The organism is Pseudodesulfovibrio sediminis, from assembly GCF_020886695.1.
Taxonomy (GTDB): domain Bacteria; phylum Desulfobacterota; class Desulfovibrionia; order Desulfovibrionales; family Desulfovibrionaceae; genus Pseudodesulfovibrio; species Pseudodesulfovibrio sediminis.
On record NZ_AP024485.1, the window covers coordinates 114,332 to 139,466 of the forward strand.

The window sequence follows — 25,135 nt, forward strand, 5'->3', positions numbered from 1 at the left end:
GAGGCTGAACAATGGATAGCAAACTCTTCCCGGAAGGGGTGCAGCGGTGCTCGTTCGGCCAGTTCCTTATCTGGACTGCCGTGATTCTCGGGTTCTTTACCTGGGGTCTGTATGCCGCCGTTCTCGTACTCTATAACGGAATCGGTACCACCGGACTGGATAACTACTTCGGGTTCGGTGCCTGGATTACCTTTGACCTTGCCGTGATCGCTCTTGGCGCCGGTGCGTTCTTCACCGGTCTGCTCAAGTACATCCTCAAGATCAAACAACTTGAGAAAATCATCAACCTGACGGTTGTTGTCGGATTTATCTGCTATTCCGGCGCAATGCTGGTGTTGACGCTCGATATTGGCCAGCCGGGCCGTGCCTGGTTCGGTTACTGGCATCCGAACGTTCACTCCATGCTGACTGAAGTTATCTTCTGTATCACCTGCTACTGCACCGTTCTGATCATCGAGTTCGTCCCGCTGGTCCTGGAACAGAAGCAGTTGAACAAGATTCCCTTCATCCACGCGCTGGCTCACAACATGCATGTCAACATGGCTCTGTTCGCAGGCCTGGGTGCATTCCTGTCTACCTTCCACCAGGGTTCCCTGGGTGGTATGTACGGTGTCCTGATCGGTCGTCCTTACGCTTTCCGCGAAGGCTTCTTCATCTGGCCCTGGACCTTCTTCCTCTTTGTGCTTTCCGCTGTTGGTACCGGTCCGGTCTTCACCGTCCTGGTCGCCACCTTCATGGAAAAGCTCACCGGCAAGAAGCTCGTGGATTACAAGACCAAGGCCCTCATGGGCAAAATCGCCGGCACCATGCTCAGCGTCTACATGTTCTTCAAGATCATTGACACCTGGGCCTGGGCAACCGGTTACCTGCCTTCTGTCGGTCTGACCTTTGACGACATGTTCTACGGCTTGGTTTACGGTAAGTGGTTGCTGTACACGGAAATCATCATTTGCGGAGTTATTCCTGCCATCATGATGATTACTCCGAGCATTCGCAACCGTCCGGCTATGCTCTATATCGCAGCCATCCTGGCATGTATCGGTGTTTCCATAAACCGCTACGTGTTTACGGTTCAGACCATTGCACAGCCCGCATTGCCTTTTGATAGCTGGCAGGTTTACGCACCCAACTGGGTTGAGTACGCCTCCTCTATCATGATCGTGGCTTACGGCTTCCTGGTTTTGACGCTGGTTTACCGTTATCTGCCGCTGTTCCCTCAGGAACGTGAGCTGAATAACTAGGTTCGAACTCGCTAAGATTAAAGGTCCGCTCGGTAGAGCGGGCCTTTTTTTTCGATAAAGGCAGGTTGGTCTTGCCATGCTTATCGAGTTTTTTTGACGGAATAGTGAGGGCTGACAGGGAGCTATCGCCCCAGATTACTCGTATTCATTATTCTTAATCTCATTGCATGAAAATATATTTATTGTTAATAACCTAGTTTGGAAGAATTGTGTATTATGTGGCTGAATCCGAGGGGTAATGGTTTCAGTTCAATTGTTTTAAATGATTGTGAGTTCTCTAGCTGGCACCAGTTTTCGAGCTGCGTTGAACCTCATTTTTCGTATATTGCGGGGGTGTTTGAATGAAGACCGTGTTGAAGATGATTGTTGCAGCAGCTATACTGGCTTTGCTTCTATCATTGCATGCCTGTGGTGAAGCGCCACAAGAGAAGATGGACAAGCAGAAAGCCCCTGTCACTCCGCACAAATCCACCTTTGTGACTATTGGTACAGGGGGGATCACAGGAGTCTACTATCCGACCGGTGGCGCCATTGCCAAGATCGTCAACAAGAAGAAGGACGTCTACCGCATCCGTGCAACGGTCGAATCCACAGGCGGTTCCGTTTTCAACATCAATGCTGTCGTGGCTGGTGATCTCGAATTCGGTATTGCTCAGTCAGACCGTCAATATCAGGCCATGGAAGGCATCGCCGAGTGGGAAGGCAAGGGCCCTCAGGACAAGCTCCGTTCGGTTTTCTCCATACATCCGGAATGTGTCACCCTTGTTGCAGGGGCGGACACAGGGATTGTCGGTATAAAGGACCTCAAAGGGAAAAGGGTCAACATCGGGAATCCGGGATCTGGCCAGCTCCAAAATTCCATTGACGCGCTTGGGGCTGCCGGGCTGACGCTGAACGATTTGCAGGAATCTGTGAAGATCAAGGCGGCCCAAGCTCCAGGGCTGCTTCAAGATGGTCGGATTGATGCGTTCTTTTATACGGTGGGGCATCCTTCGGGAGCCATCAAGGAAGCATGCGCAGGGTCACGAAAGGTCACCATTGTGCCCATTGTCGGCATTGATTCCCTCTTTACCAAGTATCCGTACTATGCTCCTGCGATTATTCCCATGGGGCATTATCCCAATGCCGTGAATGCAGGAGCTGATGTCTTGACCTTTGGCGTGAAAGCAACGCTTGTTACCTCTGCCGATGTTCCGGACGAGGTCGTTTACGCCATTACAAAGGAAGTCTTTGAGAATTTCGAAGAGTTCAAGGGGTTGCATCCGGCATATGCAACGCTGACCCGGGAGGGCATGCTGCAAGGTTTGTCCGCGCCGATTCATCCTGGTGCCATGCGGTACTACAAGGAAGCAGGACTCAAATAGTGCTGCTTGTCATTGAGAGCTTGTGGAGTTCGGAAGAGGGGCGTTGCTTTTTAATTACGGGGTAAGGTGTGCATGAGTGTTGTTCTTCCATGCTCCGTTTGTCCCTTGTGTTTTGGAGTCGCAAAGCACGGTTGTGGAGGATTGATTCAGTTGCTTTTGATGGGGCTGAAGGCGTTGTTGTTCGGGATGCATGAGGTTGTGTTCACGTGTCGTAGAATGTGTGGAATACGAACTGTTTCTTGACTTTTTTCATATATCGTAGAATATGTTTGTTTGTTCAGGGAAATCTGTCTGACGCGCAGGGGCAAGGCTTCAGACAGCACTCCATCGTTAGTTTTCTTTTATTTACCTCGGAGAATTGTTAAATGGCTATGATAGAAGTGCAGAAGCTGCATAAATGGTATGGCGATTTCCACGTTTTGCAGGGCATTACCGAATCCGTTAACAAGGGCGAGGTGCTTGTAATCTGTGGCCCTTCCGGTTCCGGCAAGTCCACATTCATTCGCTGTATCAATCGGTTGGAAGAATATCAGAAAGGGCAGATTCTCTTTGACGGTAAGGATATCCTCGACAAAGACGTTAATGTCAATGATCTGCGTGCTGAAATCGGCATTGTCTTCCAGCAGTTCAATCTGTACCCGCATCTCTCCGTTCTCAAGAATGTTACCCTGGCTCCCATCAAGGTTCGCAATACCCCAAAGGACGAGGCTGAGGCCATTGCCTTGAGTCTGCTTGAACGAGTGGGCATTCACGATCAGGCCCATAAATATCCCGCAGAACTTTCAGGCGGTCAGCAGCAACGTGTGGCTATTGCCCGCTCTTTGGCCATGAAGCCCAAGGTCATGCTTTTTGATGAACCGACCTCGGCTCTTGACCCGGAGATGATCAACGAGGTCCTGAACGTAATGAAAGACCTTGCGCGCGAAGGTATGACCATGCTTTGTGTCACCCACGAAATGGGTTTTGCCCGCGAGGTGTGCGACCGTGTCCTGTTCATGGACGGTGGCGTAGTGGTGGAGCAGGCTCCCCCGGATGAATTTTTCAAGAACCCGCAAAATGAGCGTACAAAGAACTTCCTGAAGGAAATTCTTTAATTGGTATATAATTATAATCTCAAGAGAGGAGAGAAGATTATGAAACGTTTGGTTATTATTCTGGCTCTGGTGCTGTCTTTCATGTTTGCAGCATCTGTCTCGTTTGCCGGCAAACTCGAAGATGTGAAAGCCAAAGGCGTTTTGGTTTGCGGTGTCAAAGACTCCGTTAACCTGTTCGGCTTCATTGACGCTGACAGCAAGGAACTTGTTGGCTTTGACGTTGATGTCTGCAAGTACATCGCCTCCAAGCTCGGCGTGAAGACCGAGTTCAAGGTTGTTACTTCCAAGAACCGTATCCCCATGCTCGCTCAGGGTTCCGTTGACATGCTGGCCGCCACCATGACGCACAAGTTCTCCCGTGACCAACAGATCGACTTCTCCATCACCTACTTCATGGATGGTCAGAAGCTGCTGGTCAAGAAGGATTCCGGCATCATGTCCACTGACGATCTGGCCAACAAGAAAGTCGGTACCGTCAAGGGTTCCACCTCTGAAAAGAACATCAAGGCTGCCCAGCCCAAGGCTCAGGTCATCTCTTACGACGAGTACCCTCAGGCTTTCATGGCTCTGAAGCAGGGTAAGGTCAAAGCTGTGACCACTGATTCCGGTATCCTGGCTGGCTTGAAAGCTGGCGACGACAACCCCGAAATGTGGGAAATCGTCGGTGACTTCTTCTCCTCCGAGCCTTACGGCCTCGGCGTTCCTTCCAATGATTCCGCTTTCCGCGATTTCGTCAACAAGTCTCTGAACGAAATGTGGCTCGACGGCACCTACCACAAGACCTTCAAGAAGTGGATGGGTTACGACCTGCCCGCAGGTTGGACTCTCGAATTGTGGCCCATGTAAGGCTGATATAGTCTGATTCACCGGGGGCGCATCGTGCGCTCCCGGTTTTGGGTAACCCTTTAAATAAACGGATAACGTTTTGGATTATAATTTTCACTGGGCTCAAATGTTTTCCGGCGAACCCGTTCAATGGATGTGGGAAGGGTTTGTCACGACAATGCAGGTGTCCGTTATATCGCTCATCAGTGCCATGCTGCTTGGTATACTTATATGTCTCATGCGTATGACGCCATTCAAGCCAGTGCAGTGGCTGAGTCTTGCATACACCGAGTTCTTTAGAAATACGCCGTTACTCATTCAGATATTTTTTTGGTACAACGCATCGCATTACGTGCTCCCCGCTGTGGTCAACGAATGGATCAATGATTTGTACTATTGGTTCCCGGGTTCCTTTTCCCTGTTCGGCCATGAGTTTGTCGGTGAGTGGATGCTGTTCAATGCGGAGCTTATTTCAGGTGTGATTGCCCTGACTGTGTATACATCGGCATTTATCGCCGAGGAGATTCGTGCCGGAATCTTTTCCATCCCCAAGAATCAGCTTGAGGCGTCACGGGCAGTGGGGCTTTCATTTTTGCAGGGGTATCGTTTTGTCATTCTCCCGCAGGCCCTGCGTATTGTCATTCCTCCGCTTATTTCCCAGGCATTGAATCTGATCAAGAACTCTTCGCTGGTCATGGTACTTGGAGTTGCCGATATCATGTACCAGGCCACGCAGATTGAATCCTATCATGCCATGCCTTTCGAGGCGTTCACCGTTGCCTTGTTGATTTATCTGGTCATTTCACTGATCGTGTCTTTCTGCATCAACATGTACAACAAGCACTACATGATTCAGGTCATGTACTAGGGGGCATGTGATGCATTGGGAAGTACCTATCCACAACTTTGACTATTTCCTGTACGGGAACACGGTCCTTGATTCGACCTTTCCCTTTATCCACAATCCCGAAGGGCTTGTTGCCAGTGTCATTCTGGCTATCTTCGGTATATTTGGCGCCTTCTGGCTCGGCCTTGCTGCCGGGCTCATGCGTCTCTCGAAAAAATGGTGGGTGAAGTACCCGGCTGTTTGTTATATTGAAATGATACGCGGCATGCCTTTGTTGCTGCTCATTTTCTGGTTCTATTATCTGGCTCCGGTCATCACCGGGCAGACCATGCCTGCTTTTACCACAACGATGTTCTGCTTCATGTTTTTTACTGGAGCGTATGTAGGCGAAATTGTCCGCGCGGGTGTCATTGCTCTGCCCAAAGGACAGATGGAAGCGGCCCGAAGCACTGGGTTGTCTCATTTTCAGGCAATGCAGCTCATCATTTTGCCTCAGGCGTTGCGGAATATGATTCCTTCCTTTGTCAATCAGTTCGTCTCATTGACCAAGGATACGTCGCTGGCCGCCATTCTCGGTGTTATTGAGCTGACCCGTACTGGCGTACAGGTGAACAACAGAGACATGGCTTCGTTTGAAGTCTGGATTACCATTGCCTGTTTGTACTTCATGATCTGCTATGTTCTGACGTCTTACAGTCGTCGTCTGGAAGCACAATTGTCCCGTTATCAGGCGAGAGACAGGTAATTGTCTCGGTGATACGCGGCTGAATTGAAAGAAATATGTACCTATGCGGTTCGGGAATTGTGAAAAAACGTTCCCGGACCGTTCGTTTTTTTGCTATTTACTACATCAGAAATTGAAATAATATGTTCCTTGGAGTGGTCTGTTTTGCGCAAAATAACTCTTCAGAATTTTACAAGACCCGAAGATATCGAGTCTGAATCGTTTCGAATTATTGATTTCGAGGTGCCTGCACCCCGTCCGTTTGAGGGTGCAGAGTGGGAAATTGTTCGCAGAATGATTCACACAACAGCCGATTTCGAGATGTTGGAGCTGGTGCGATTCCACGGTAATGCCGTGGATTCGGGGCTAAAAGCACTCAAATCAGGATGTGTCATTGTATCGGATACCGAGATGGCCAAACGGGGTATGCCTGTCCGTAGGCTTGATCCTCTGGGCTGTGTGGTGCAGTGCCTGATCAATGACAAGCGCGTGGTGGAAAGAGCCGCCCACGAAGGGATTACACGGGCCAAAGCGGCTGTTGATGTCGCAGTAAACGAACTCAAGCCAGCAATCTATGTCATTGGAAATGCGCCGACTGCCTTGATTCGTCTTGTGGAACATATTGATAATGGCATGCCTGTTCCGGCGTTAGTAGTTGGAATGCCAGTCGGTTTTGTGAACGCGGCCGAGTCCAAGGCGTTGCTTATGAGTCGGGATATTCCGTATATAAGTATTGAAGGTCGAAAGGGCGGAAGCGCTTTGGCTGCTTCCGTGATCAATGCTCTGGCGGTTCTGGCTGCGTAATTCATGCTTTTTCGTCCTGAAAAAAACGCTCGAAGAGAAAAACTTCGAGCGTTTTTTTTTGTTTTTCATTTACGTTTTTCGAGAGGGGTAAAAGAATTTTCTAAAACTGTTGGATACTCAGGCAAATCCTGCTAGTTGTTAAAGAAAGTACCTTGGCAATCGAAAAGTACTTTGCGTGAAATTAATGGTGTTTTTCAGGTTTGAACCCGAACAAACCTCATCAGAGCTGGAAGGAGCTATGGCTAGAAAAGACAAAGGGAACAACAAAGTCACTGTGTATCCGGATTGGTGCAAAGGCTGCGGCATTTGTGTTGAATTCTGTCCGGGAAAGGTGCTCAGTCTGAGCATGCAGGGCAAAGCGGAAGTGGAGCACGAAGAGAACTGTATCCGGTGTGGTTTTTGCGAATTGCACTGTCCTGACTTCGCCATTGTGGTCACGGACAAGGAGCCTGTTCAAGAGGATGAACCTAAAGCCGCTGCAAAAAAAGCGACCGGGAAGGGGGCTGAATAGACATGCCCAGACGTAAGAAGCGTAAGGAAATTTTTGCGCTCGGCAACGAGGCCGTTGTCGAAGGCGCATTGTTAGCCGGATGTTCGTTTTATGGTGGATATCCCATTACTCCGTCTACAGAGATCATGGAAATAATGGCGCAGCGTCTACCCATGATCAAAGACGGTGTCTTTATCCAGCTCGAAGATGAAATCGCCTCCATGGGCGCTGTTATCGGCGCTTCCATGGCTGGCCGCAAGGCTATGACAGCGACCAGTGGGCCCGGATTTTCGCTCATGCAGGAGAACCTTGGTTATGCCATTATGGCTGAAGCGCCCATGGTGCTTGTCAATGTCATGCGTGGCGGTCCGTCAACCGGGCTTCCCACCTGCCCGGCACAGGGGGATGTGCAGCAGGCTCGCTGGGGTACCCATGGAGATCACCCCATCATCGTCCTGTCTGCATCCAACGTGCAGGAGTGTCTGGACATGACCATTACCGCCTTCAACATGGCGGAGAAATATCGGACGCCGGTCATTCTGCTGCTGGATGAGGTCACTTCGCACACGCGTGAGAAGATCGAGCTGCCCAATGAGGGCGAGTACGAGGTCTTTTCCCGTTCGGTGCCGAGTATGCCGCCAGAGTGGTACAAGCCCTACGAAGAGACTGTTCGCGGGGTACCGCCCATGCCTCCGATAGGCTCCGGGTACCGTTTTCACGTGACCGGGCTGACCCACGATCGAAACGGGTTCCCCACGCAGAGACCGTCTGAAGTCGTGGAGCTTATGGATCGTATTCACCGGAAGATCGACCAGTTCTTTTATGACATCCAGCTTGTTGATGAAATTCAGACTGATGATTGCGAGATTTGTGTCATTGCCTATGGCAGTGTGGCCCGTTCGGCAGAGCTGGCTGTGCAGCAGGCCCGCGCGAACGGCGTGAAGGCCGGGCTTCTCAAGCTCAAGACCCTGTTTCCGTATCCCAGGCGGCATACCGAAAAGATCCTGGCCAAGGCCAAGACGCTCGTTGTGCCAGAAATGAATATGGGACAGATGTCCCGAGAGGTGAAGCGTGTGAATATGGGGCATGCGTCTGTTCGGACCATCAATAGAATTGATGGACAGATTGTCACGCCCTCTGAAATCCTCAAGGTCATCATGCAGGGGTAATCGACATGAGTAGTATCACTGGAAATGAAGTCATTCATCAATATCTGAGGCATAACAAGAAGTTTCCGCATGTACTGTGCGCAGGGTGCGGCCATGGTATTGTGCTGGGAACGTTGATCCGTTCCATCCATTCGTTGTCGATCCCCAAGGACGATGTTGTGGTTGTGGCCGGTATAGGCTGCTCAGGCCGGCTGGCTGTGTATGTGGATTTCAATACTGTCCATACCACACATGGCCGCGCCTTGAGCTTTGCCACCGGCATTAAAATGGCCAATCCCAAACTGAATGTAATCACCATCATGGGCGACGGAGATGCCCTGTCCATCGGCGGCAACCACTTGATTCATGCAGCCCGTCGAAATATCGGCGTTACGGCTTTGGTGCTCAACAACAATATCTACGGCATGACCGGTGGACAGAGTTCTCCGGCCACTCCGGCAGGTTCCACAACCATGACCAACCCATACGGTCAGCTCGACAAGAGTTTTGATACTGTGGAATTGGCCAGGGGCGCGGGGGCAAACTATGTGGCTCGCGGGACCGTCTTTCACGTTAACAAGCTTGAAAGCATCATGACCGAAGCCATTCAGCGTTCAGGTTTCTCGCTGGTTGAAGCCATTACTCCTTGCCATACCCAGTTCGGTCGCAAGAACAAGTACAAGAGCTCCGTGGACATGTATAAGTGGCTCAAGAAGACCGCAATCCCCGTGGAGCGGTACGAAAAGATGTCCGAAAAGGAACGCGAAGGCCGTATGCCCATCGGTGAGTTCGTGAAAAAGGATCGGACAGGCTTTGAGGAAAAGTATTACGCCATGCAGGCGGATTTCCTCAAGGCGGAAGCCAAGGGGGGCAAGTAGATGAAAGCGCAACAAGAACTCAATCGTTTTGAGATTCGGTTCTCCGGTCTTGGCGGTCAGGGGATCATCACCCTTGGCAAGATCATGGGACAGGGGCTTGCCCTTGGTCATGGGTACAACGTTACCCAGACGCAGAGCTATGGCCCTGAAGCGCGTGGCGGGTCCAGTAAATGCGATCTGGTCATCAGCTCCAATCCCATCAGCTATCCCAAGGCGGAAAGTCTGGATCTGCTCGTGGCGCTTTCTCAGGAGGCGTGCAACAATTATTACCCCTACCTCAAGCCGGGCGGACTCCTTGTTTTGGAAACCGATTTGGTCAAGCAGCCGCCTACCAATCAATTCCTTGGGCTGCCGTATACGACGCTGGCAAAGGACAAGGTCGGCATTGTGCAGGCCATGAATACCGTTGTCCTGGGCTCGTTGTCCATGTTGCTGCCCTTTGTCAATCAGGGCGTTATGCGCAAAAGCCTGGAGTCTGTGCTGCCACCCAAGATCAAGGCTGTCAACACCAAGGCCTTCAATCTTGGCCATCGTCTCGCCAAGAAGGAGTGGGGCGAAGATGCAGGGGATGTCTGGACAGTGGAGTAAGTGTGGTGCAGTCGTGAATACAGTTACAGAATAAACAAAAAGGGCCGTCGGTTATACCGACGGCCCTTTTTGTTTGCGCGCTGTTATTCAAACGACGTCTTCACTGTCGGGCTGAGTCCTTCATCCTTTTTGAGTTGGGGCAGCATTTCCCGGATGTTGTCCGTGATGGGCAGCGTCCAGTTGTGTGCGGAGACCACTGCCGAGTCAACCAGTCTGATGACCTTGGCGGACATGTAGATATATTGATCGGCGATGACATACGACCCGATGAGCATGGCGGATCTGGGCGGCAGGTCATCTCTCAGGGCGCTGCGGTTTGCATAGTCCGTCGCACTTTTCCCTTCGGCATACTGATAGTCGGTCTTGTTGGGTTTGCCATCAGTGATGAGGATGTCGTGTTGGACCAATCGGTCTGCTACCTGTTGCGTCATGACATACCCGAAAATCGCATTGTCGCCGGGGTCTTTCTGGTTGACAAAACGACGGACAAAAACAGCGGACTTCATGGTCAATTCGCCATCGTCAACATTGGCATACAGCACATCCGCCGCTTTGTAGTTCAGTTCTATGATAGGTATCTCAGCTGTGTCGTGGTAGGCGCGCGCCGTGGGAGCATCGTCGAACAGGAAGTCATACGTATCGCCTGCTCCTTCTTTGGTGTCTTCCCAGGCACGGTTGCCGCACCCGTAGACGAAGAAGAGAGCAGTGAGCAGCAGCAGGGTCGTGGTCGTTCGTTTCATGGTGTCCGTCCCGGAGTCACAGTTGAAAGCACATGCCAAAGCGTGAGTACTGATTACTCATACCTTTATTCGGTCAAGCCGGGGATTTCCTTTAGGACCGCACGGATAAGTTTTGTCATCGCGGCCGAGGATTTTTCCGCCTGGGCGATGACTTCATCCAGCGGGGCGTCTTTCATGCAGTCGGGGAGATTCTTGTTGGTCAGGCAGGAGATGCCGAGTACGCGGATTCCCATGTGATGGGCGGCTATGGCCTCCATGCAGGTGGACATGCCTATGGCGTCGGCGCCCATGCGTCTGTACATGCGGGTTTCTGCCGGCGTTTCCATGTTCGGTCCCATGACCTGCATGAATACGCCTCGCTCCAGGCGAATGCCAAGCTCAAGAGCCTTGTCCACTGCCAGAGCGCGCAGAGTGGGATCGTACACGGCGCACATGTCCGGGAAACGGTCGCCCCAGGCGTCTACGTTTTCGCCTCTGAGCGGAGTGTGCCCGGTCAGGTTGATATGGTCCTCGATAAGCATGGGGGAGCCGGTTTCAAAGGACGGGTTGAGTGCGCCTACGGCATTGGTCAGGATCAGTGTTTTGACACCGATTTCGCCAAGCACGCGGATATTGTGTGTAGCTTCCTGGGCCGAGAAGCCTTCATAGAGGTGAAAGCGTCCCTGAAGTGCGATGACAGGTACACCGTCGATGGTGCCATATATGAACTGTCCGGCGTGGCTTTTGACTGTGGAGACCGGGAACTCGTTAATGGCCTCATAGGGGATGGCAATAGGGTTCTCAATGGCCTCGGCAAGACCGCCTAACCCAGTCCCGGTGATGAAAGCAACGGTGCCATCTTGAATTTTGCCTAGCTTTTCTTGTATGTATGCGGCAGAATGATGTATCTTTTTGTGGTATTCCATGTTGACTCCTTCAGTGTGCTGTCGTGTGTGCTCGGGGGAGAGCATGTTGATCAAGCGTATCGAATTGAAATGTAAGGACAGGCTCGCTTTATGGATATTGTGACACTACTTGGACTCGCCGTTGGTTTGTCTTTGATTGGCGGTGCCATTTTACTCGGTGGTGCTGTTGACGTTTTTATCAATATATCCGGTATGATGATTGTTGTTGGCGGCACCCTGGCCTCCATTATGGTGGCCTTCCCGTTTGAAGAGGTTATACAGGCCTTCACCGCTGCGTTCAAGATGTTCGTGCAGCGCAAAAGTAAAGTCCGTGATGTGGTCAACATCATGGTCAAGGTGGCAGAGATCAGCCGCCGCGAAGGTCTTGTCGCCCTGGAAAATGTCCAGACCGAGAATATGGTTCTCAAAAAATCCTGCCAGCTCATCGCGGATAATGCCGATCCTGATCTTATTCGAACAACGCTTTCCATTGAAATCACTTCCATGCGTCGACGGCATCAGGTGGGCCAGGATGTGTTCAAGCGGCTGGCTGCTCTGGCCCCGGCATTTGGTATGATGGGGACACTCATCGGTCTGGTGCAGATGTTGTCCCAACTCAACGATCCCAAGGCCATTGGTCCGGCCATGGCGGTCGCTCTGCTGACGACTTTTTACGGTTCTGCCATGTCTACGCTCTTTTTTATTCCACTGGCAGCCAAGCTCAGAGCGCGTACCTTGCAGGAGCAGTTGCATCTGGAAGTCATTTTTGAGGGTGCCAAATCCATTCTTGAGAACAACAACCCCCGGCTGGTTTATGAAAAGCTCTCGTCTTTCCTGGCACCGGCCGAGCGTGAGAATCAGCGATGAATGATGACAATGATCGGTTGATAAACCTCAGTGACGAAGAGGATGATGGCGGAGGAGAGTGGCTGACCACGTTTGCCGATCTCTCCATGCTGCTACTTGTCTTTTTCGTATTGCTGTACTCGATGTCCACCATAGACAACGAGAAGTTTTCTGATACGTTTTCGTCGGTGACCAAGGCGTTGCAAGGGAAAATGCAGAAGATTTCCACCAGCAAGATTACGCAGAATGAAGCCGGTGTGCTCATTGATCAGGCGCTTATGCGACGTCAGATTATTGAATCCCAGCGCAAGGTTTTTGCCGAGGTCAAAACGCTGCAAACCAAAAAAGGTGTCGAAGGGTTGGTTAGTGCCAATTTCGAAGACGGCATCATCACTCTCCGTGTTCCCGGCGATGTCATGTTCCAGTCCGGCAGGGTGAAGCTCACCCCCAAAGGGGTGCAGATGGTCTTGACGCTCAAGGAATTCTTCATCAAACACAAGGATCAGAATATCAAGATCATCGGGTATACTGATAATATTCGGCCCAGTCAGGGGTCGCGTTTCCATGATAACTGGGAGATATCTGCCATGCGTGCAGTCAATGTTCTCCGAGAGTTGCTCAAGATGGGTCTGGAATCCACTCGTTTGACAGCGACTGGTCTGGCTTACCTCAACCCCCTGTATCCCAATACCTCTGAAGAGTACCGGGCGAAGAATCGCCGGGTGGAGTTCGTGCTTGAAAAACGCGTCTCAGGGAAGTAAGCTGCCTTTGGCGGATAACAGATATTTATGTATTTGGGGGAGATATGGATTTTCAAATAAGTATACCGGATGAAGAAGAACAGCTGCGAAAAGCCTTTCGAACCAAGGTTCCCGGGCTGACTGTTCGATTTCCTTCACTCAATCGCGCATTGGACGTCATGGACCTGAGCGCAACTGGTTTTGCCGTGCTTGATTCTGAAAATGGATTTCAGGAAAAGCAGACCATAGAGATTGAGTTGCTCATCAAGAACAAGCTGTTCATCAGCGGTGCTTCGGCTTTGGTCATGCGGTGTCTGGATAACGGCATCGTGGGCCTCAATTTTGTTGACTTGGAAAGACAAAAGCAGATCAAGCTCGACAAACTGGTGCTTGAAGTACAAAAGCGTCTTATCGCATTGAAAAAGAAAAAACGCGATCAGGACTGATCGGGGTTCGCATGAATATTGATCATCACAAGGTCCTCATAGCCAACCGTGGTGAGATTGCCATGCGTGTCATGGGGGCTTGTCGCCGTTTGGGGTTGGATTTTGTCTGTGTCTCTACGGCTGAAGACAAGGACTCCGGCCATGTGCGTTTCGCCAGGGAATTGGCGGGCGACAGCGCTATATACACCATCACTTCCTATCTTGATGCCAACGAAATATTTGCCGTGGCCGACGCGAGTGAAGCAACAGCTGTTCATCCGGGCTACGGTTTTTTTGCCGAAGACTTCCGGTTTGCCCGGCGTGTTGTGCGCAGGGATCGCCCCATGGAGTTTATCGGTCCTTCCTGGTGGGTCATCCGTGATCTGGGTGACAAGATCAATACAAAGCGTATAGCTCGTAGTCTGGGAGTGCCCACGGTTCCCGGATCGGATCGGCCTGTATATAGCGAAATAGAGGCTGAGGAGATCGCGTCCAGTCTGTTTGATTTTCAGATCAGCCAGGGCATTGCCGATGGTGTGGTCATGGTCAAGGCCTCAGCCGGTGGCGGCGGTATGGGTATTGAGGAAGTGGGCGACTTTGACGAGTTTCGTTCTGTTTTTCGGCGCATCCGCAATTATGCCAAACGCAATTTCGGCGATGAAGGCGTGCTCATTGAGCAGCGGATATTTGATTTTAACCATCTGGAAGTACAGGTGGTCTCGGAGCGCAGCGGCAAAAGACATGTGCATTTCGGCACCCGTAACTGTTCGGTTCAATCTACCGGCAAGCAGAAACGAATTGAAGTCGCTCCAGGGTTTGCACCGGGGGTGATCCCCTATACGTTCGATGCGGCCAGGGTGCTGGAGGAAATCACGCAGCATTCCCTGTCCATGGCCCGTGAGTCCGGCTATGACAACGTCGGCACGTGGGAATGGATCATCACCCCCATGGGTGAGCCGTTTCTTATGGAAGTGAACACCCGTATTCAGGTGGAAAACGGGGTGTCCGCAGTTATTTCTCGTGTCAATGGCGAACCCGTGGACATCATCACCGAGCAGATACGGTTGGCCCTTGGCGCTCCGCTTGGATACGGACAGGATAGCATCGAAACCGCAGGCGTTGGCATCGAGTATCGTATCGTGGCTGAAAACACCGCCAACCGCTTTACGCCTTGCGCCGGACGGATCAAACGCTTCGAATGGAATGCACACGAATGGCTGGATGTGTATACGCAGGTCCCGCTGGATTGCGAGTATGAAATTCCCATGGAATTCGACCCGAACCTGGCATTGGCCATTGTGTGGGGGAAGGATCTGGACGAGGTCAAGGCCAGAGGTTTGCAATTCCTGAACGAGCTGGTTCTGGAAGGTGAGGTCGGCGGAAAAGCGGAGTCATTCTTTAATAATATAAGTTATTTAAAAGATAAAACCACTCAACTCCTGGAGTTCTAGAATGGATGTGGAAAAAAGAATCCAGGATCTCAAGGATCGTTTGACGTACATTCGCGATGTCTTCATCAATCGTGAAGACGACTCCATCCGTCTGCTTTCTCACAAACTTAATGAGTTGCTCGCTCGATACAAGGAAATCCCAGCTGGCGTCGGCAACGACGATCTGGTCAGGATTGAGGATTTGTTCAATTTTTCCGAGCGAAAACTCGATCTTACGCTGACACCCATGGACCGGGTGCGCATTGTTCGTCACCCCCAGCGTGTCTGCCTCAAGGACATTCTCGAAAATGTCTATGACAATTATACCGAAATAGGCGGACGTGGAGAATACAACATCGACCCGAGCATGTGTATTGCACGGGCCGTGTTCTCCCGTAGGGTAGGCGACAAGCTCATCAATCAGATGGTCATGGTTATCGGGCAGGAAAAGGGACATGGCGAGGCCTTTCGCAATGGCGGGTCCGTCAAACCGTGGGGCAATGCCAAGGCGCTCCATTATATGAAGGTGGCGGAGACCGAGAATATCCCTGTGCACACCTATGTCTTTACGCCCGGAGCCTATCCTGTGGAAGACTGGCCCGGTGCTGCACAGCAGATTGCGCGCAATCTCTATGAACTGGCCGCGCTCAAGGCGCCGGTCATCTCTGTCTTTTCAGAGGGAGGATCGGGTGGAGCCGAGGCCGTGGGACTGGCTGATCGCAGGATAATGCTCTCTCATGGATATTATTCTGTTATTTCCCCTGAGGGCGCAGCGGCCATTGAAGGTGGATTGCGTGATGGGAAACGGGCTACCCCGGAACTTATCGAGAAATGTGCCAGACAACTGTGCATCACGGCCGAAGACAATTTGGAAAACGGCTATATCGATCGCATCATTCAGGAGCCTCCGCTCGGGGCCAGACCCAATCATTATGAATTTTTCCGGGAACTGCGACGTGAATTGATTCAGGCCACCAACGAAGCGGTGAGCGGGGTCAAATCCATGAAGCTGTACCGCGCCATGGCCGTCCGTGCCAGCAAGACCGATGACGCCGAATCCATCTACATGCGCTGGACGCTGTCTCCCCGTGCGTTGAATCGTCTTGTGGATTTGCGACAACGTAAATTCAGGGCCATGAGCCGGAATGCCCGGTTGGATGGCACGGGAATCGTCAATCGCGCCATGGCCGCCACAAAGGGAACCATCTGGGCCACCCATTCCTTTCTGCGGTATGATCTGCTTGGCAGGCAGAAAAAACGGTTGGACGCCATGTTCGAGGATCTCGGAGCCGAGGCCCATCTGGTTCGGCACAAGCTGCTCATGCCGCTCAAGAAGACCATGGACAAGGTGCTGCCCGGCGGTCAGGAAGAGAAAAATTCCCGTATCGGAGATGAGTTCAAGGAAAAGTTGACCCGCTTGTCCTGTCCCGAGGATGGGGCCTGTCTTGTGGGCAGCGAATGGGCATGGACCAGCCCTCGCAGTCAGGAGGATAGAACCATCACCTGCCCCAACGTGCGGACACAGCACTGTCCAGACCTGTGGGTGCCTGATCTCTTTGGTGATTTCGCTGGTGTCTGTCCGTCCTGTGGCCACCATTTCCCCATGGAATATCGGTGGTATCTGGAAAATGTTTTTGATTACAGCGTGTCCAAGGAGTTCAACCAGCAGTTGGAATCCGTCAATCCGTTGGGGTATGAGAAGTTCGACCTCAAACTGGATAAGGCAAAGGAAAAGACCGGGTTGAAATCCGCCTGTATTACTTTTGAAACCACCATTGAGGAAGTGGACACCACGGTGGCGGTTTTATGTGCGCCGTTCAGAGGTGGCAGCGTGGGCGCGGCTGAAGGTGAAAAATTTATTCGAGCGACTGAACGCGCACGTCGTAAGCGGCAACCGCTTATCGCCTATGTACATGGCACTGCGGGCATACGAATTCAGGAGGGTGTGAACGGCGTTATCCAGATGCCGCGTTGCACTATTGCGGTGCGGCGGTATATTGATGCCGGTGGACTGTACCTCGTGCTCTATGACACCAATTCCTATGCCGGTCCTGTGGCCAGCTTTCTCGGGTGTTCGCCGTACCAGTTTGCCGTCCAGTCCTCCAACATCGGTTTTGCCGGGCCCGGGGTGATTACCGAGACAACGGGTATAGCCGTGCCGCCGGACTATCATCGAGCCTATCACGCCCTTTCAAGAGGGCATATTCATGGCATTTGGGATCGTCGAGAGGTCAAGAAAAACCTGCATCAATCCCTCTTGACCATGGGCGGTCGTAACCTATACTATCGCTAGCTCAATTGAGGCGTGCCAACGCCTCCAGTGTTTTAAACAAGCTGAAATCATAGAGTGAAATCAAGGAAATATCGTGCTGAATATCAAAGAGTTACTTGATAAGGTCAAAGCGTCTCCCTACCGTGAAATCGTTATCCGTGCACCGCATACCGGCAAGGTTGAGTTTGCCGGACTGAAGCAGGGGGATATGGTTCGTGGTCCTGGTGGAGAGTACATGGAGAAGCCGGGAACTCTGCTTGCCAATCTGACCCGCGAAAAGAACAAGAAGCCCATTCCGGCACCGGAAAAGGGCATTATCGAAGCCGTACATCTTGAGCATGAAGGCAAATTCGTGGAAGCGGGTGAACCTTTGGTAACCATCAAGCACTACCTGACACGCAAGGAAGTCATCGAGCTTATTTTGCAGGAGGCGCTGTATCTTTTCCGTGCGCCTGAACGTGCCAAATACTATTTTGTTCCTGAAGTTGATCAGAAGCTCAAGGTTTCCGGCAAGCGTTCGGTGAAGGTCCATGATGGAATGGAGATTTTGATTGTATCCCGAATGAAGCGGGAAACGCCTCTGGCTTACAGCGGTCCTGAAGGAATTGTGTATTCTGTCTATTTCGGGCGTGGTGAAAATATCGATGAGGGAGAACCCCTGATTGGCATCTGCCCCGAAGATCAGCTGACAGTGATTCAGGACGTGGTGGCTCGCATTCAGAGTGAATGGGAAGAAGAGGAATAACACAAGGGGGGCTTATGGGTAAGGTTCTGCAGATCCGGGTGTCAGCCTGGACGTACAGTGAGGATGAGGTCAAGAAGACCTGGCCCAATCTGTGGCGGCTGATGTGGGAGGATGGTGGTGACGCCATTCGGTCCAAAGGTGTGATGGAACTTGCCAAGGCTGTACACGATGCGGGACGCGCAGGGTTGATTCCTGAAGATGCTGCCGCCGCACTGAAAGAGAAAGCCGCTGAGGTCGAAGTCATTCGTCTCAAGATTGAAAAGGCCTTGAATGACAGAGAGCCCAAGGTGGCCGATTCCCTGAGTTATGAGATTGAAGATTGTCTGGATGCTTTGGAAGACATTGCAGACAAATTTTGATATCTCTTTTACCTCATGAGCAAGTAATTTTTCTAAGGAGTAGATATGGCTGGAAGTATGAATAAAGTGATTCTCATAGGCAGGCTCGGACGTGATCCCGAGTTGTCGTATACACCCGCCGGGCAGGCACGGGCTAAGTTTTCCGTTGCCACGGACGAGGGATATAGGGACAAGCAGACAGGCCAGAAGGTCGAGAAGACCGAGTGGCACAACGTTGTCGCCTGGCGTCAGACAGCTGAGTTCTGCGGCAAGTTCCTTGGCAAGGGCCGTCTGGTCATGGTCGAGGGCAAATTGCAGACCCGCAAATGGCAGGATCAGAACACCGGACAGGATCGGTACATGACGGAAATCGTGGCCGACAATGTCCAGGGTCTGGATCGTGCTCCTGAGGGCCAGTATGCCGGTCAGCAGCAGGGTGGATACCAGCAGCAGAACAATAACTACCAGCAGCAGGGCGGGTACCAACAGCCTCAGCAGGGACAGGGGCAGCCGCAACAAGGTGGACAGCCCCAGCAGCCCCAGCAACCCCAGCAACCGGAAGAGGATCTCGGTCCGGCTTTCCCGTCCGAGGCCAGCGGCATGGACGACGTCCCGTTCTAATCTGCGTTTATACGATGATAAAAAAGGCGGTTCCAATCAGGAACCGCCTTTTTTTATGCTTTTTTGCGGGCGTAGATTGCCGAACTGGAATAAAAGGTGTTGTAGACCAGTGTGAGCAGGCAGGCAAAGATCGCTGAGCCTATGCCGATGAGCACATTGTAATAGGGCGGCGCTGTCAGGGCCAGCCTGATCAGCAGCGTGGCCAGAGCAAAGCCTGAGTTGCGGAAGACCGCGCTGAATTCCGGCAGGAAGCGCTGGGCAATGAGTACGAGCATGATGTCACTGAAAATCAGGACCGTATAGAAGGACTGGAAGAAACTGAACGGGTGATCCCCAGTGAGATAGAGCACTGTGTTCTGAAGGCCCATGTAGACAAAGATTCCGAGCATGATCAAGGCCACGAGCTTCTTGGCAGCGACGAATTTGAATAGAATGGGGCCGCCGCGAATTGTCTCATCGAGGTTGCGTCTGAGCAGCGTGTACACACCCAACAAGGCGAAAATGATCACAGCCCCGCCGCCGTCGGAGATAATGACCCAGAGTTCCTTTTCGTGGCCGGTGATAGAGATTGGTTCCGGGAAATAGGCCAAGGCTTTGAATGCGCTACGGAGCATGATCAAAGCTAGAATTTCAAACTGTTTGCCCACGGCCTTGGATATGGAACAGGGCAGGGTGAAGATGAGACTGACGACTTCAAGTATCAGCACCAGGGTAAAGGCAAGGTTGATGGCCATGTAATGGCTGGAGGGAATCAAATGCGCTTTAGGGCCGGTGATCATGCCCTGTCGTTTCATTTCAATAACGATCAGGGTCAAGGCAAAGATCACGACAAGAAACCCTGCCACAGCGCGTTGGGTTCTGTCGTGTTCCCAGAAGTGGTGCAGGGGGTCGAAAGTATATGTCGCCCATTTATAGACGAAATCCATGGGGTGTCTCATGGGGCTCCTGTAAGATGTGTCGCTTTAGTATGTCATTACGGTACAGTAACGACGATCTAACAGGATTATGACAAGTTGTAAATGGGAATAATTCCTGATAGTCGTCTATATTTCGAACAACATTTCCAGATCGTCTCTGGTGAGGCTCTTCAGTGCAGATTGACCGGGGATGATCGCATTGGCCACATCCTTTTTTTGTTCCTGAAGCTTGAGGATGCGCTCTTCCACAGTATTCTGGCAGATCATCTTGTAGGCAAACACCTGACGTTTCTGGCCGATACGGTGCGTACGGTCTGTGGCCTGATTTTCCACGGCCGGGTTCCACCACGGGTCGTAGTGGATGACATAGTCCGCACTGGTCAGGTTGAGGCCTGTGCCGCCCGCCTTGAGTGAAATGAGGAAAATCGGAATATCCGGACTATCGTTGAAACGATCCACCTGCTCGAAGCGATCCTTTGATGATCCATCCAGATAGGCAAAGGGAATCTCTCGAATCTGCAACCAGTTGCGAATGACGTGGAGCATCTTCACGAACTGGGAGAAGACCAACACCTTGTGTCCACCGTCAATGATATCGACGATAAGATCCTTGAATGCGTCGAACTTGCCTGAGGGCAGGTTGGTGGACACGCCAGGCATGTCGAGTTTGAGCAGACGAGGATGGCAACAGATTTGGCGCAGTTTGAGCAGGGCGTCCAGGATGGACATCTGGCTCTTGGCCATGCCTTTCTCCTCGACATCGCGCAGGACCTGATCCTTGAGCTTCTTGGCCAGAGCATTGTAAAGCTCGCGTTGTTCGTCGACCAGTTCGCAATAATGGGTCGTCTCGATCTTGGGCGGCAGGTCTTTGGCGACTTCCGCCTTGGTGCGGCGAAGAATGAACGGCTTGACGCGGGTGCGCAGGTATTCCAGCGTTTCCTCGTCGCCATCCTTGATGGGTTTGACGATGCCGCGTTGGAAGGAGTGCTGCGACCCGAGGAATCCGGGCATGAGAAATTCAAACAGTGACCACAGCTCAAAGAGATTGTTTTCAATTGGCGTACCAGACAGGCAGACGCGCAGTCCCGCTTGCAGTTTGCGCACGGATCGGGCTGTGATCGTATTGGGATTCTTGATGTTTTGTGCTTCATCAAGAATGACGCTGGCGTATTCGAACTTGAGCAACTCGTCCAGATCACGACGGAGCAGCGCATAGGTCGTGATGACCATGTTCGAATCCTTGATGTGCTGGAAAAGTCCTTCGCGCTTGGCGCCGTAAATGGTCAGCAGCTTCAGCGTCGGAACAAATTTTTGCGCCTCTCGCTCCCAGTTGGGCAACACGGAAGTCGGCACAATGATCAGGTTCGGGCCTTCGATCCCTCTATCCACCAGCGACTGGATGTATGAAAGAGTCTGGATGGTTTTACCCAGCCCCATTTCATCAGCCAGGATGCCGCCGAAACCGTATTCACGCAGGAAGTTGAGATAGCTCAATCCCTGAGCCTGATACGGTCTGAGCGTGGCCTGCAGGGCCTCTGGCTGCTCAATGATCTTGATCTCGTCGAAGTTGTTGATCTTCTCTTTGAGTTTAACGAAAAATTCATCAGTCTGGGCCTGGGGCAGGTCTTCCAGAATCTTTTCAAGAACAGGGGTCTCGAATTGATTGAAGTGCTGCTTGGGTGCCTTTTCCGGGTCAAAGCCAAGCGCCTTGAGTTTGTGGCCCAGCTTGTTGAGCCACGATTCGGGCAGACTTGTGTACGAGCCGTCTTTGAGCTGCACATAGCGTTTGCCCTTGGTCCAGGCTTCCCAGATAACATCGATGGGAACGCGCTGATCGTCGTATTCCACCGACAGTTCGAGGTTGAACCATTTCTCTTCTTCGTCTGTCTCGACCTCGGCCACAACCTGAGGCTGTGTGGTGCGAACTTTGTAGCGAGTCAGGTTCTGTTCGCCGAAAACTCTATAGGCCTCAACCAGTTGCGGGTAATAGTCGAGCAGGAAGTTGATCGCTTCCTCCTGCTCCATGAACCAGATGTGGTTGTTTCTGGCCTGGAAATTCATGTCCTGCAATTCAGCGAACAGCTGTGCTTCCTCATCCTGCGCACGGCGGATAAGATAAGATTTGCCACCCTCATGATAGCTGCCGGTTTGCAGATCCGGGTTGGGACCGGGCATGACGAATTCACCATGTTCGTTGGTGTAGATGTTCTGAATCTTGAGAACCAGCAGGGAACCTTCTTCATCAAGGTACAGCTTGGGATCGTACTCGGCGTCCTGGAAGATGGGGCCGACGCGTTCAAGGAAGTCTTCCTGGCCATACAGGGCGGAAACAGGAATCTGTGTCCAGACGCGGTCCAGGAATTCGGACACGTCCGCATGCGGTACGATGGGTTTCTGCTCCACCATGGCCTGTACGAGCTTGGGTTCTAGCCCGGTCTGTACCGGGTAGAAGGAATTCTTGTAATAAACCCACAGCGGCAGGCGGCCATAGAAATAGATTTCTTCCTCATCGGTGATGGGGAACGGCATCTTGTCTTCACGGGCCAGCAGAATTTCGAAATTCAGACCGTCTTCGCTCAGATGCGGTGACAGTTTGAGCTGCATGGTTTTGGACTCGACAGTCACGGGCTGGTCGGACTCACGCAGATAGAGGTAATATTCTCCCTTGATTGCACGGAAGAACCAGGAGTGCAGGCCAGCCGGGATTTCGACTTTGTGCCCCCAATAGTCCAGATAGTGGCCGATCTGTTCAGCCACGCCTGGCAGAGCCGGTGAGGTGTCGCACCAATCGGAATTCTCTACGATCTGGGCAAGCGTGATTTCGTTCTGCACCTGAGATATGCCGGACTTGTTCTGACGGGCGCGGAAGAAAGCCACCTGAAGGCGACCAAGTTCCGGATAAATTCGATATATGATGTAATGCCGTCCGGCTTCAGGCTCAAGCTCCGTGGCAAAGAACGGACGGAAGGTCTGGCGCCAGTCTGTACGGGGAGTGGGCATTGTTTCATCGGAATCCGTGTCCAGTGATTTCATCAATTTGACCGCAGTGGCAGCCACGTGGCGGCATACGCCGGAGAAAGAGTCCGGGCAATTGCAGTAATAGTTGATGGATTTTTCAGACAGATTCAGACCAATTTCAGACGTATAGTTCTGGAATTCATCGCCATGCACGGAACCGTCGATGTCCCAGTACTGCTCTCGTTTCTTGAGAGCCAGCTTGGCAACACCGTTGGCAGCAACTATTTCATGGGCGCTTTCCAGAATATAATCCGGTACGCTGTTCCCAATGAAATCTTGCAGAATGGATTTGACTATATGTTCTTCGCCGTTGCTCATCAGTATTCTTTAGCTAGTCGAAAGTTAGACAGGGTTCATTACATGTATCTATGGCAATGGGCAAGTGGGATATGTCTGAATTATGGATCATCATGTCCTTGGCTTTTTACATCCGTTGGGCCATAGTGACAACAGCATGCCATATTCATATAATTATATGGTCCAACCAAGCTCAATTTGCAAGGAAAAATGAGACTCACCAACCTGATTATCGTTATCTTTTGTCTGTTCAGCCTCGCCGCCTGCGGAGAGGGGGGAGGGCCTGCTACTCCTGTTAAACCGATACACCCTGCGGATATTCCGGCCCAACCTCAGACGGGGGGCTCATTTGTCGAGGCGAGTATTGGTGAACCAAGCAATCTTATTACCATTTTGTCCACCGATAGGCCATCGCACGAGGTCGCCAGCCGTATTTATGTTAATCTTTTGAAATATGACAAGAATATCAACCTGGTCCCGTATGCTGCGAAGTCCTATGAGGTCCTGGATGGTGGCAAACTGCTGAAATTTACATTGCGGAATGACATTTACTGGACCGATGGGGTGCAGCTCACCGCAGAGGATGTCGAATATACCTACAGGCTGACCATAGACCCCAAGACGCCCACGGCCTATGCAGGCAACTTCAAACAGGTCAAATCATTTCGATTGACCGGGAAGTTCTCGTTTGAAGTCGAATATGAAAAACCCTTTGCAAAGGCACTGGTTTCATGGGCAACGGATATCCTGCCCAAGCATGCTCTTGAGGGTGAGGACCTGCTCAACACGAAATATAGTCGACAACCGTTGGGGGCTGGTCCGTACAAACTCAAGGAGTGGACACCAGGCAGTCAGGTCGTGTTGGAAGCCAATCCGGATTTTTTTGAGGGTAGGCCGTACATTGATGAAGTCGTGTATCGCATCATTCCTGACATGGGCACCCAGTTTCTGGAGCTCAAGGCAGGGAATCTGGATACCGTCAGTCTGAATCCATTGCAGTATCTTTACCAGACATCCGGTCCTGGATGGGATGGGAGTTTCAACAAGTTCAAGTACACGGCCTCGGCTTATTCCTTTTTGGGGTTTAATTTTAAGCATCCGTTTTTTCAAGATGTTCGTGTGCGTCAGGCCATTGATTACGCTATTGACAGGCGCGAGATAATCAAGGGAGTTCTATACGGACTGGGCGAACCGGCCAATGGCCCCTACGAGCCTGGCACTTGGCAGTACAATGTCGATGTAAAACCGAGGAAATTCAATCTTGCCGAGTCTCGTCGTCTGTTGGCAGAGGCGGGATGGAGCGACACTGATGGCGATGGGATACTGGACAAGGACGGAAGGCCGTTTGCCTTTTCCATTATTACCAACCAGGGGAACACCCAGCGCATCAAGTGTGGTATTATCATTCAACATCGGTTGAAAGATCTCGGTATCAAGGTCGAGGTCAGAGCCATTGAATGGGCTGCTTTTTTGAAGGAGTTCATTGACAAGGGACGGTTCGACGCTATTATTTTAGGATGGAATATTCTTCAAGATCCCGATATTTATAATGTATGGCATTCTTCTATGGCCGTTAACGGTGGATTGAACTTTATCCACTATATCAACCCTGAATTGGATGAACTGCTCTCCAAAGGTCGGTACCTGGTGAAGCAGGAAGAGCGCAAACCCATTTATGACAAGGTTCAGCGTATCCTGCATGACGATGTACCGTATTGTTTTCTGTATGTTCCAATGACGTTGCCTATTGTGAAGGCCAGGGTGCAGAATATAACAGCGGCACCTGCCGGGATAGCCTATAATTTCAATCAGTGGTGGATTCCACAAACCTTACAGCATCAACCGTAAAGACCGGAATT

At 51.6% G+C, this 25,135-nt stretch carries 24 protein-coding genes; 20 read left to right on the forward strand and 4 right to left on the reverse strand.

Going from position 1 to position 25,135, the window contains the following annotated elements:
• Positions 1-11: 11 nt before the first annotated feature.
• The 11 genes from qrcD to SRBAKS_RS00630 all read left to right on the forward strand — a co-directional run bounded on the left by qrcD (position 12) and on the right by SRBAKS_RS00630 (position 10,003).
• A complete protein-coding gene (qrcD, locus tag SRBAKS_RS00580) occupies positions 12-1,241 on the forward strand; it encodes a menaquinone reductase integral membrane subunit QrcD (protein WP_229592542.1) in 1,230 nt (409 codons plus the stop codon).
• A gap of 341 nt (positions 1,242-1,582) precedes the next feature.
• Complete coding sequence (locus SRBAKS_RS00585; protein ID WP_229592544.1) at positions 1,583-2,605, forward strand: TAXI family TRAP transporter solute-binding subunit; 1,023 nt, start codon at positions 1,583-1,585, stop codon at positions 2,603-2,605.
• A 365-nt stretch (positions 2,606-2,970) separates the two neighbouring features.
• Complete coding sequence (locus SRBAKS_RS00590; protein WP_283816503.1) at positions 2,971-3,699, forward strand: amino acid ABC transporter ATP-binding protein; 729 nt, start codon at positions 2,971-2,973, stop codon at positions 3,697-3,699.
• A 39-nt stretch (positions 3,700-3,738) separates the two neighbouring features.
• Positions 3,739-4,545 (forward strand): ABC transporter substrate-binding protein, encoded by an 807-nt coding sequence (locus SRBAKS_RS00595; RefSeq protein ID WP_229592546.1) that lies wholly within the window; start codon positions 3,739-3,741, stop codon positions 4,543-4,545.
• A gap of 79 nt (positions 4,546-4,624) precedes the next feature.
• A complete protein-coding gene (locus SRBAKS_RS00600) occupies positions 4,625-5,392 on the forward strand; it encodes an amino acid ABC transporter permease (RefSeq protein ID WP_229592548.1) in 768 nt (255 codons plus the stop codon).
• Between the two features lie 10 nt (positions 5,393-5,402).
• Complete coding sequence (locus tag SRBAKS_RS00605) at positions 5,403-6,116, forward strand: amino acid ABC transporter permease (protein ID WP_229592550.1); 714 nt, start codon at positions 5,403-5,405, stop codon at positions 6,114-6,116.
• 144 nt (positions 6,117-6,260) lie between these two features.
• Positions 6,261-6,899, forward strand: coding sequence for a precorrin-8X methylmutase (locus tag SRBAKS_RS00610; protein ID WP_229592552.1), 639 nt, complete (start codon positions 6,261-6,263; stop codon positions 6,897-6,899).
• A 238-nt stretch (positions 6,900-7,137) separates the two neighbouring features.
• Positions 7,138-7,410 (forward strand): 4Fe-4S dicluster domain-containing protein, encoded by a 273-nt coding sequence (locus SRBAKS_RS00615; protein WP_229592554.1) that lies wholly within the window; start codon positions 7,138-7,140, stop codon positions 7,408-7,410.
• 2 nt (positions 7,411-7,412) lie between these two features.
• Positions 7,413-8,558: a 2-oxoacid:acceptor oxidoreductase subunit alpha gene (locus SRBAKS_RS00620; RefSeq protein ID WP_229592556.1), complete on the forward strand. Its 1,146-nt coding sequence runs from the start codon at positions 7,413-7,415 to the stop codon at positions 8,556-8,558.
• Positions 8,559-8,563: 5 nt separating this feature from the next.
• A complete protein-coding gene (locus tag SRBAKS_RS00625) occupies positions 8,564-9,415 on the forward strand; it encodes a 2-oxoacid:ferredoxin oxidoreductase subunit beta (protein WP_229592558.1) in 852 nt (283 codons plus the stop codon).
• Positions 9,416-10,003, forward strand: coding sequence for a 2-oxoacid:acceptor oxidoreductase family protein (locus SRBAKS_RS00630; protein WP_229592560.1), 588 nt, complete (start codon positions 9,416-9,418; stop codon positions 10,001-10,003).
• Between the two features lie 83 nt (positions 10,004-10,086).
• On the opposite strand, the gene SRBAKS_RS00635 is transcribed toward SRBAKS_RS00630, so the two are convergent.
• Entirely contained in the window at positions 10,087-10,743 is a 657-nt protein-coding gene (locus SRBAKS_RS00635; protein ID WP_229592562.1) for a FlgO family outer membrane protein, read from the reverse strand.
• A gap of 65 nt (positions 10,744-10,808) precedes the next feature.
• Positions 10,809-11,648, reverse strand: a complete 840-nt coding sequence (locus tag SRBAKS_RS00640; protein ID WP_229592564.1) for a purine-nucleoside phosphorylase — start codon at positions 11,646-11,648, stop codon at positions 10,809-10,811.
• A 90-nt stretch (positions 11,649-11,738) separates the two neighbouring features.
• On the opposite strand from SRBAKS_RS00640, the gene SRBAKS_RS00645 reads away from it, so the two are divergent.
• The 8 genes from SRBAKS_RS00645 to SRBAKS_RS00680 all read left to right on the forward strand — a co-directional run bounded on the left by SRBAKS_RS00645 (position 11,739) and on the right by SRBAKS_RS00680 (position 19,044).
• Positions 11,739-12,494: a motility protein A gene (locus tag SRBAKS_RS00645; protein WP_229592566.1), complete on the forward strand. Its 756-nt coding sequence runs from the start codon at positions 11,739-11,741 to the stop codon at positions 12,492-12,494.
• Positions 12,491-13,234, forward strand: a complete 744-nt coding sequence (locus SRBAKS_RS00650) for an OmpA/MotB family protein (protein ID WP_229592568.1) — start codon at positions 12,491-12,493, stop codon at positions 13,232-13,234. Before SRBAKS_RS00645 ends, SRBAKS_RS00650 begins: the two co-directional genes overlap by 4 nt.
• Positions 13,235-13,278: 44 nt before the next feature.
• Positions 13,279-13,659: a PilZ domain-containing protein gene (locus SRBAKS_RS00655; protein WP_229592570.1), complete on the forward strand. Its 381-nt coding sequence runs from the start codon at positions 13,279-13,281 to the stop codon at positions 13,657-13,659.
• 11 nt (positions 13,660-13,670) lie between these two features.
• A complete protein-coding gene (locus SRBAKS_RS00660; RefSeq protein WP_229592572.1) occupies positions 13,671-15,089 on the forward strand; it encodes an ATP-binding protein in 1,419 nt (472 codons plus the stop codon).
• A gap of 1 nt (position 15,090) precedes the next feature.
• Positions 15,091-17,361, forward strand: coding sequence for an acetyl-CoA carboxylase carboxyl transferase subunit alpha/beta (locus SRBAKS_RS00665; RefSeq protein WP_229592574.1), 2,271 nt, complete (start codon positions 15,091-15,093; stop codon positions 17,359-17,361).
• A gap of 73 nt (positions 17,362-17,434) precedes the next feature.
• Entirely contained in the window at positions 17,435-18,085 is a 651-nt protein-coding gene (locus SRBAKS_RS00670; protein ID WP_229592576.1) for a biotin attachment protein, read from the forward strand.
• 14 nt (positions 18,086-18,099) lie between these two features.
• A complete protein-coding gene (locus SRBAKS_RS00675) occupies positions 18,100-18,444 on the forward strand; it encodes a hypothetical protein (protein ID WP_229592578.1) in 345 nt (114 codons plus the stop codon).
• 45 nt (positions 18,445-18,489) lie between these two features.
• Positions 18,490-19,044, forward strand: a complete 555-nt coding sequence (locus tag SRBAKS_RS00680) for a single-stranded DNA-binding protein (protein ID WP_229592580.1) — start codon at positions 18,490-18,492, stop codon at positions 19,042-19,044.
• A gap of 53 nt (positions 19,045-19,097) precedes the next feature.
• On the opposite strand, the gene SRBAKS_RS00685 is transcribed toward SRBAKS_RS00680, so the two are convergent.
• Together SRBAKS_RS00685 and SRBAKS_RS00690 are read right to left on the reverse strand one after the other, a co-directional pair.
• Positions 19,098-19,970, reverse strand: a complete 873-nt coding sequence (locus tag SRBAKS_RS00685) for a hypothetical protein (RefSeq protein ID WP_229592582.1) — start codon at positions 19,968-19,970, stop codon at positions 19,098-19,100.
• 117 nt (positions 19,971-20,087) lie between these two features.
• The gene (locus SRBAKS_RS00690) at positions 20,088-23,297 is read right to left on the reverse strand and encodes a DEAD/DEAH box helicase (protein ID WP_229592584.1); all 3,210 of its coding nucleotides are present in this window, start codon (positions 23,295-23,297) and stop codon (positions 20,088-20,090) included.
• A 189-nt stretch (positions 23,298-23,486) separates the two neighbouring features.
• On the opposite strand from SRBAKS_RS00690, the gene SRBAKS_RS00695 reads away from it, so the two are divergent.
• A complete protein-coding gene (locus tag SRBAKS_RS00695) occupies positions 23,487-25,124 on the forward strand; it encodes a peptide-binding protein (RefSeq protein WP_229592586.1) in 1,638 nt (545 codons plus the stop codon).
• Positions 25,125-25,135 lie beyond the last annotated feature (11 nt).

Coding starts and splice junctions, on each gene's coding strand:
- SRBAKS_RS00620 (WP_229592556.1), top strand. CDS start 7,413: ATGCCCAGACGTAAGAAGCGTAAGGAAATTTTTGCGCTCGGCAACGAG.
- SRBAKS_RS00680 (WP_229592580.1), top strand. CDS start 18,490: ATGGCTGGAAGTATGAATAAAGTGATTCTCATAGGCAGGCTCGGACGT.
- qrcD (WP_229592542.1), top strand. CDS start 12: ATGGATAGCAAACTCTTCCCGGAAGGGGTGCAGCGGTGCTCGTTCGGC.
- SRBAKS_RS00615 (WP_229592554.1), top strand. CDS start 7,138: ATGGCTAGAAAAGACAAAGGGAACAACAAAGTCACTGTGTATCCGGAT.
- SRBAKS_RS00625 (WP_229592558.1), top strand. CDS start 8,564: ATGAGTAGTATCACTGGAAATGAAGTCATTCATCAATATCTGAGGCAT.
- SRBAKS_RS00675 (WP_229592578.1), top strand. CDS start 18,100: ATGGGTAAGGTTCTGCAGATCCGGGTGTCAGCCTGGACGTACAGTGAG.
- SRBAKS_RS00630 (WP_229592560.1), top strand. CDS start 9,416: ATGAAAGCGCAACAAGAACTCAATCGTTTTGAGATTCGGTTCTCCGGT.
- SRBAKS_RS00660 (WP_229592572.1), top strand. CDS start 13,671: ATGAATATTGATCATCACAAGGTCCTCATAGCCAACCGTGGTGAGATT.
- SRBAKS_RS00590 (WP_283816503.1), top strand. CDS start 2,971: ATGGCTATGATAGAAGTGCAGAAGCTGCATAAATGGTATGGCGATTTC.
- SRBAKS_RS00690 (WP_229592584.1), bottom strand. CDS start 23,297: ATGAGCAACGGCGAAGAACATATAGTCAAATCCATTCTGCAAGATTTC.
- SRBAKS_RS00685 (WP_229592582.1), bottom strand. CDS start 19,970: ATGGATTTCGTCTATAAATGGGCGACATATACTTTCGACCCCCTGCAC.
- SRBAKS_RS00695 (WP_229592586.1), top strand. CDS start 23,487: ATGAGACTCACCAACCTGATTATCGTTATCTTTTGTCTGTTCAGCCTC.
- SRBAKS_RS00635 (WP_229592562.1), bottom strand. CDS start 10,743: ATGAAACGAACGACCACGACCCTGCTGCTGCTCACTGCTCTCTTCTTC.
- SRBAKS_RS00640 (WP_229592564.1), bottom strand. CDS start 11,648: ATGGAATACCACAAAAAGATACATCATTCTGCCGCATACATACAAGAA.
- SRBAKS_RS00650 (WP_229592568.1), top strand. CDS start 12,491: ATGAATGATGACAATGATCGGTTGATAAACCTCAGTGACGAAGAGGAT.
- SRBAKS_RS00605 (WP_229592550.1), top strand. CDS start 5,403: ATGCATTGGGAAGTACCTATCCACAACTTTGACTATTTCCTGTACGGG.
- SRBAKS_RS00655 (WP_229592570.1), top strand. CDS start 13,279: ATGGATTTTCAAATAAGTATACCGGATGAAGAAGAACAGCTGCGAAAA.
- SRBAKS_RS00665 (WP_229592574.1), top strand. CDS start 15,091: ATGGATGTGGAAAAAAGAATCCAGGATCTCAAGGATCGTTTGACGTAC.
- SRBAKS_RS00595 (WP_229592546.1), top strand. CDS start 3,739: ATGAAACGTTTGGTTATTATTCTGGCTCTGGTGCTGTCTTTCATGTTT.
- SRBAKS_RS00645 (WP_229592566.1), top strand. CDS start 11,739: ATGGATATTGTGACACTACTTGGACTCGCCGTTGGTTTGTCTTTGATT.
- SRBAKS_RS00585 (WP_229592544.1), top strand. CDS start 1,583: ATGAAGACCGTGTTGAAGATGATTGTTGCAGCAGCTATACTGGCTTTG.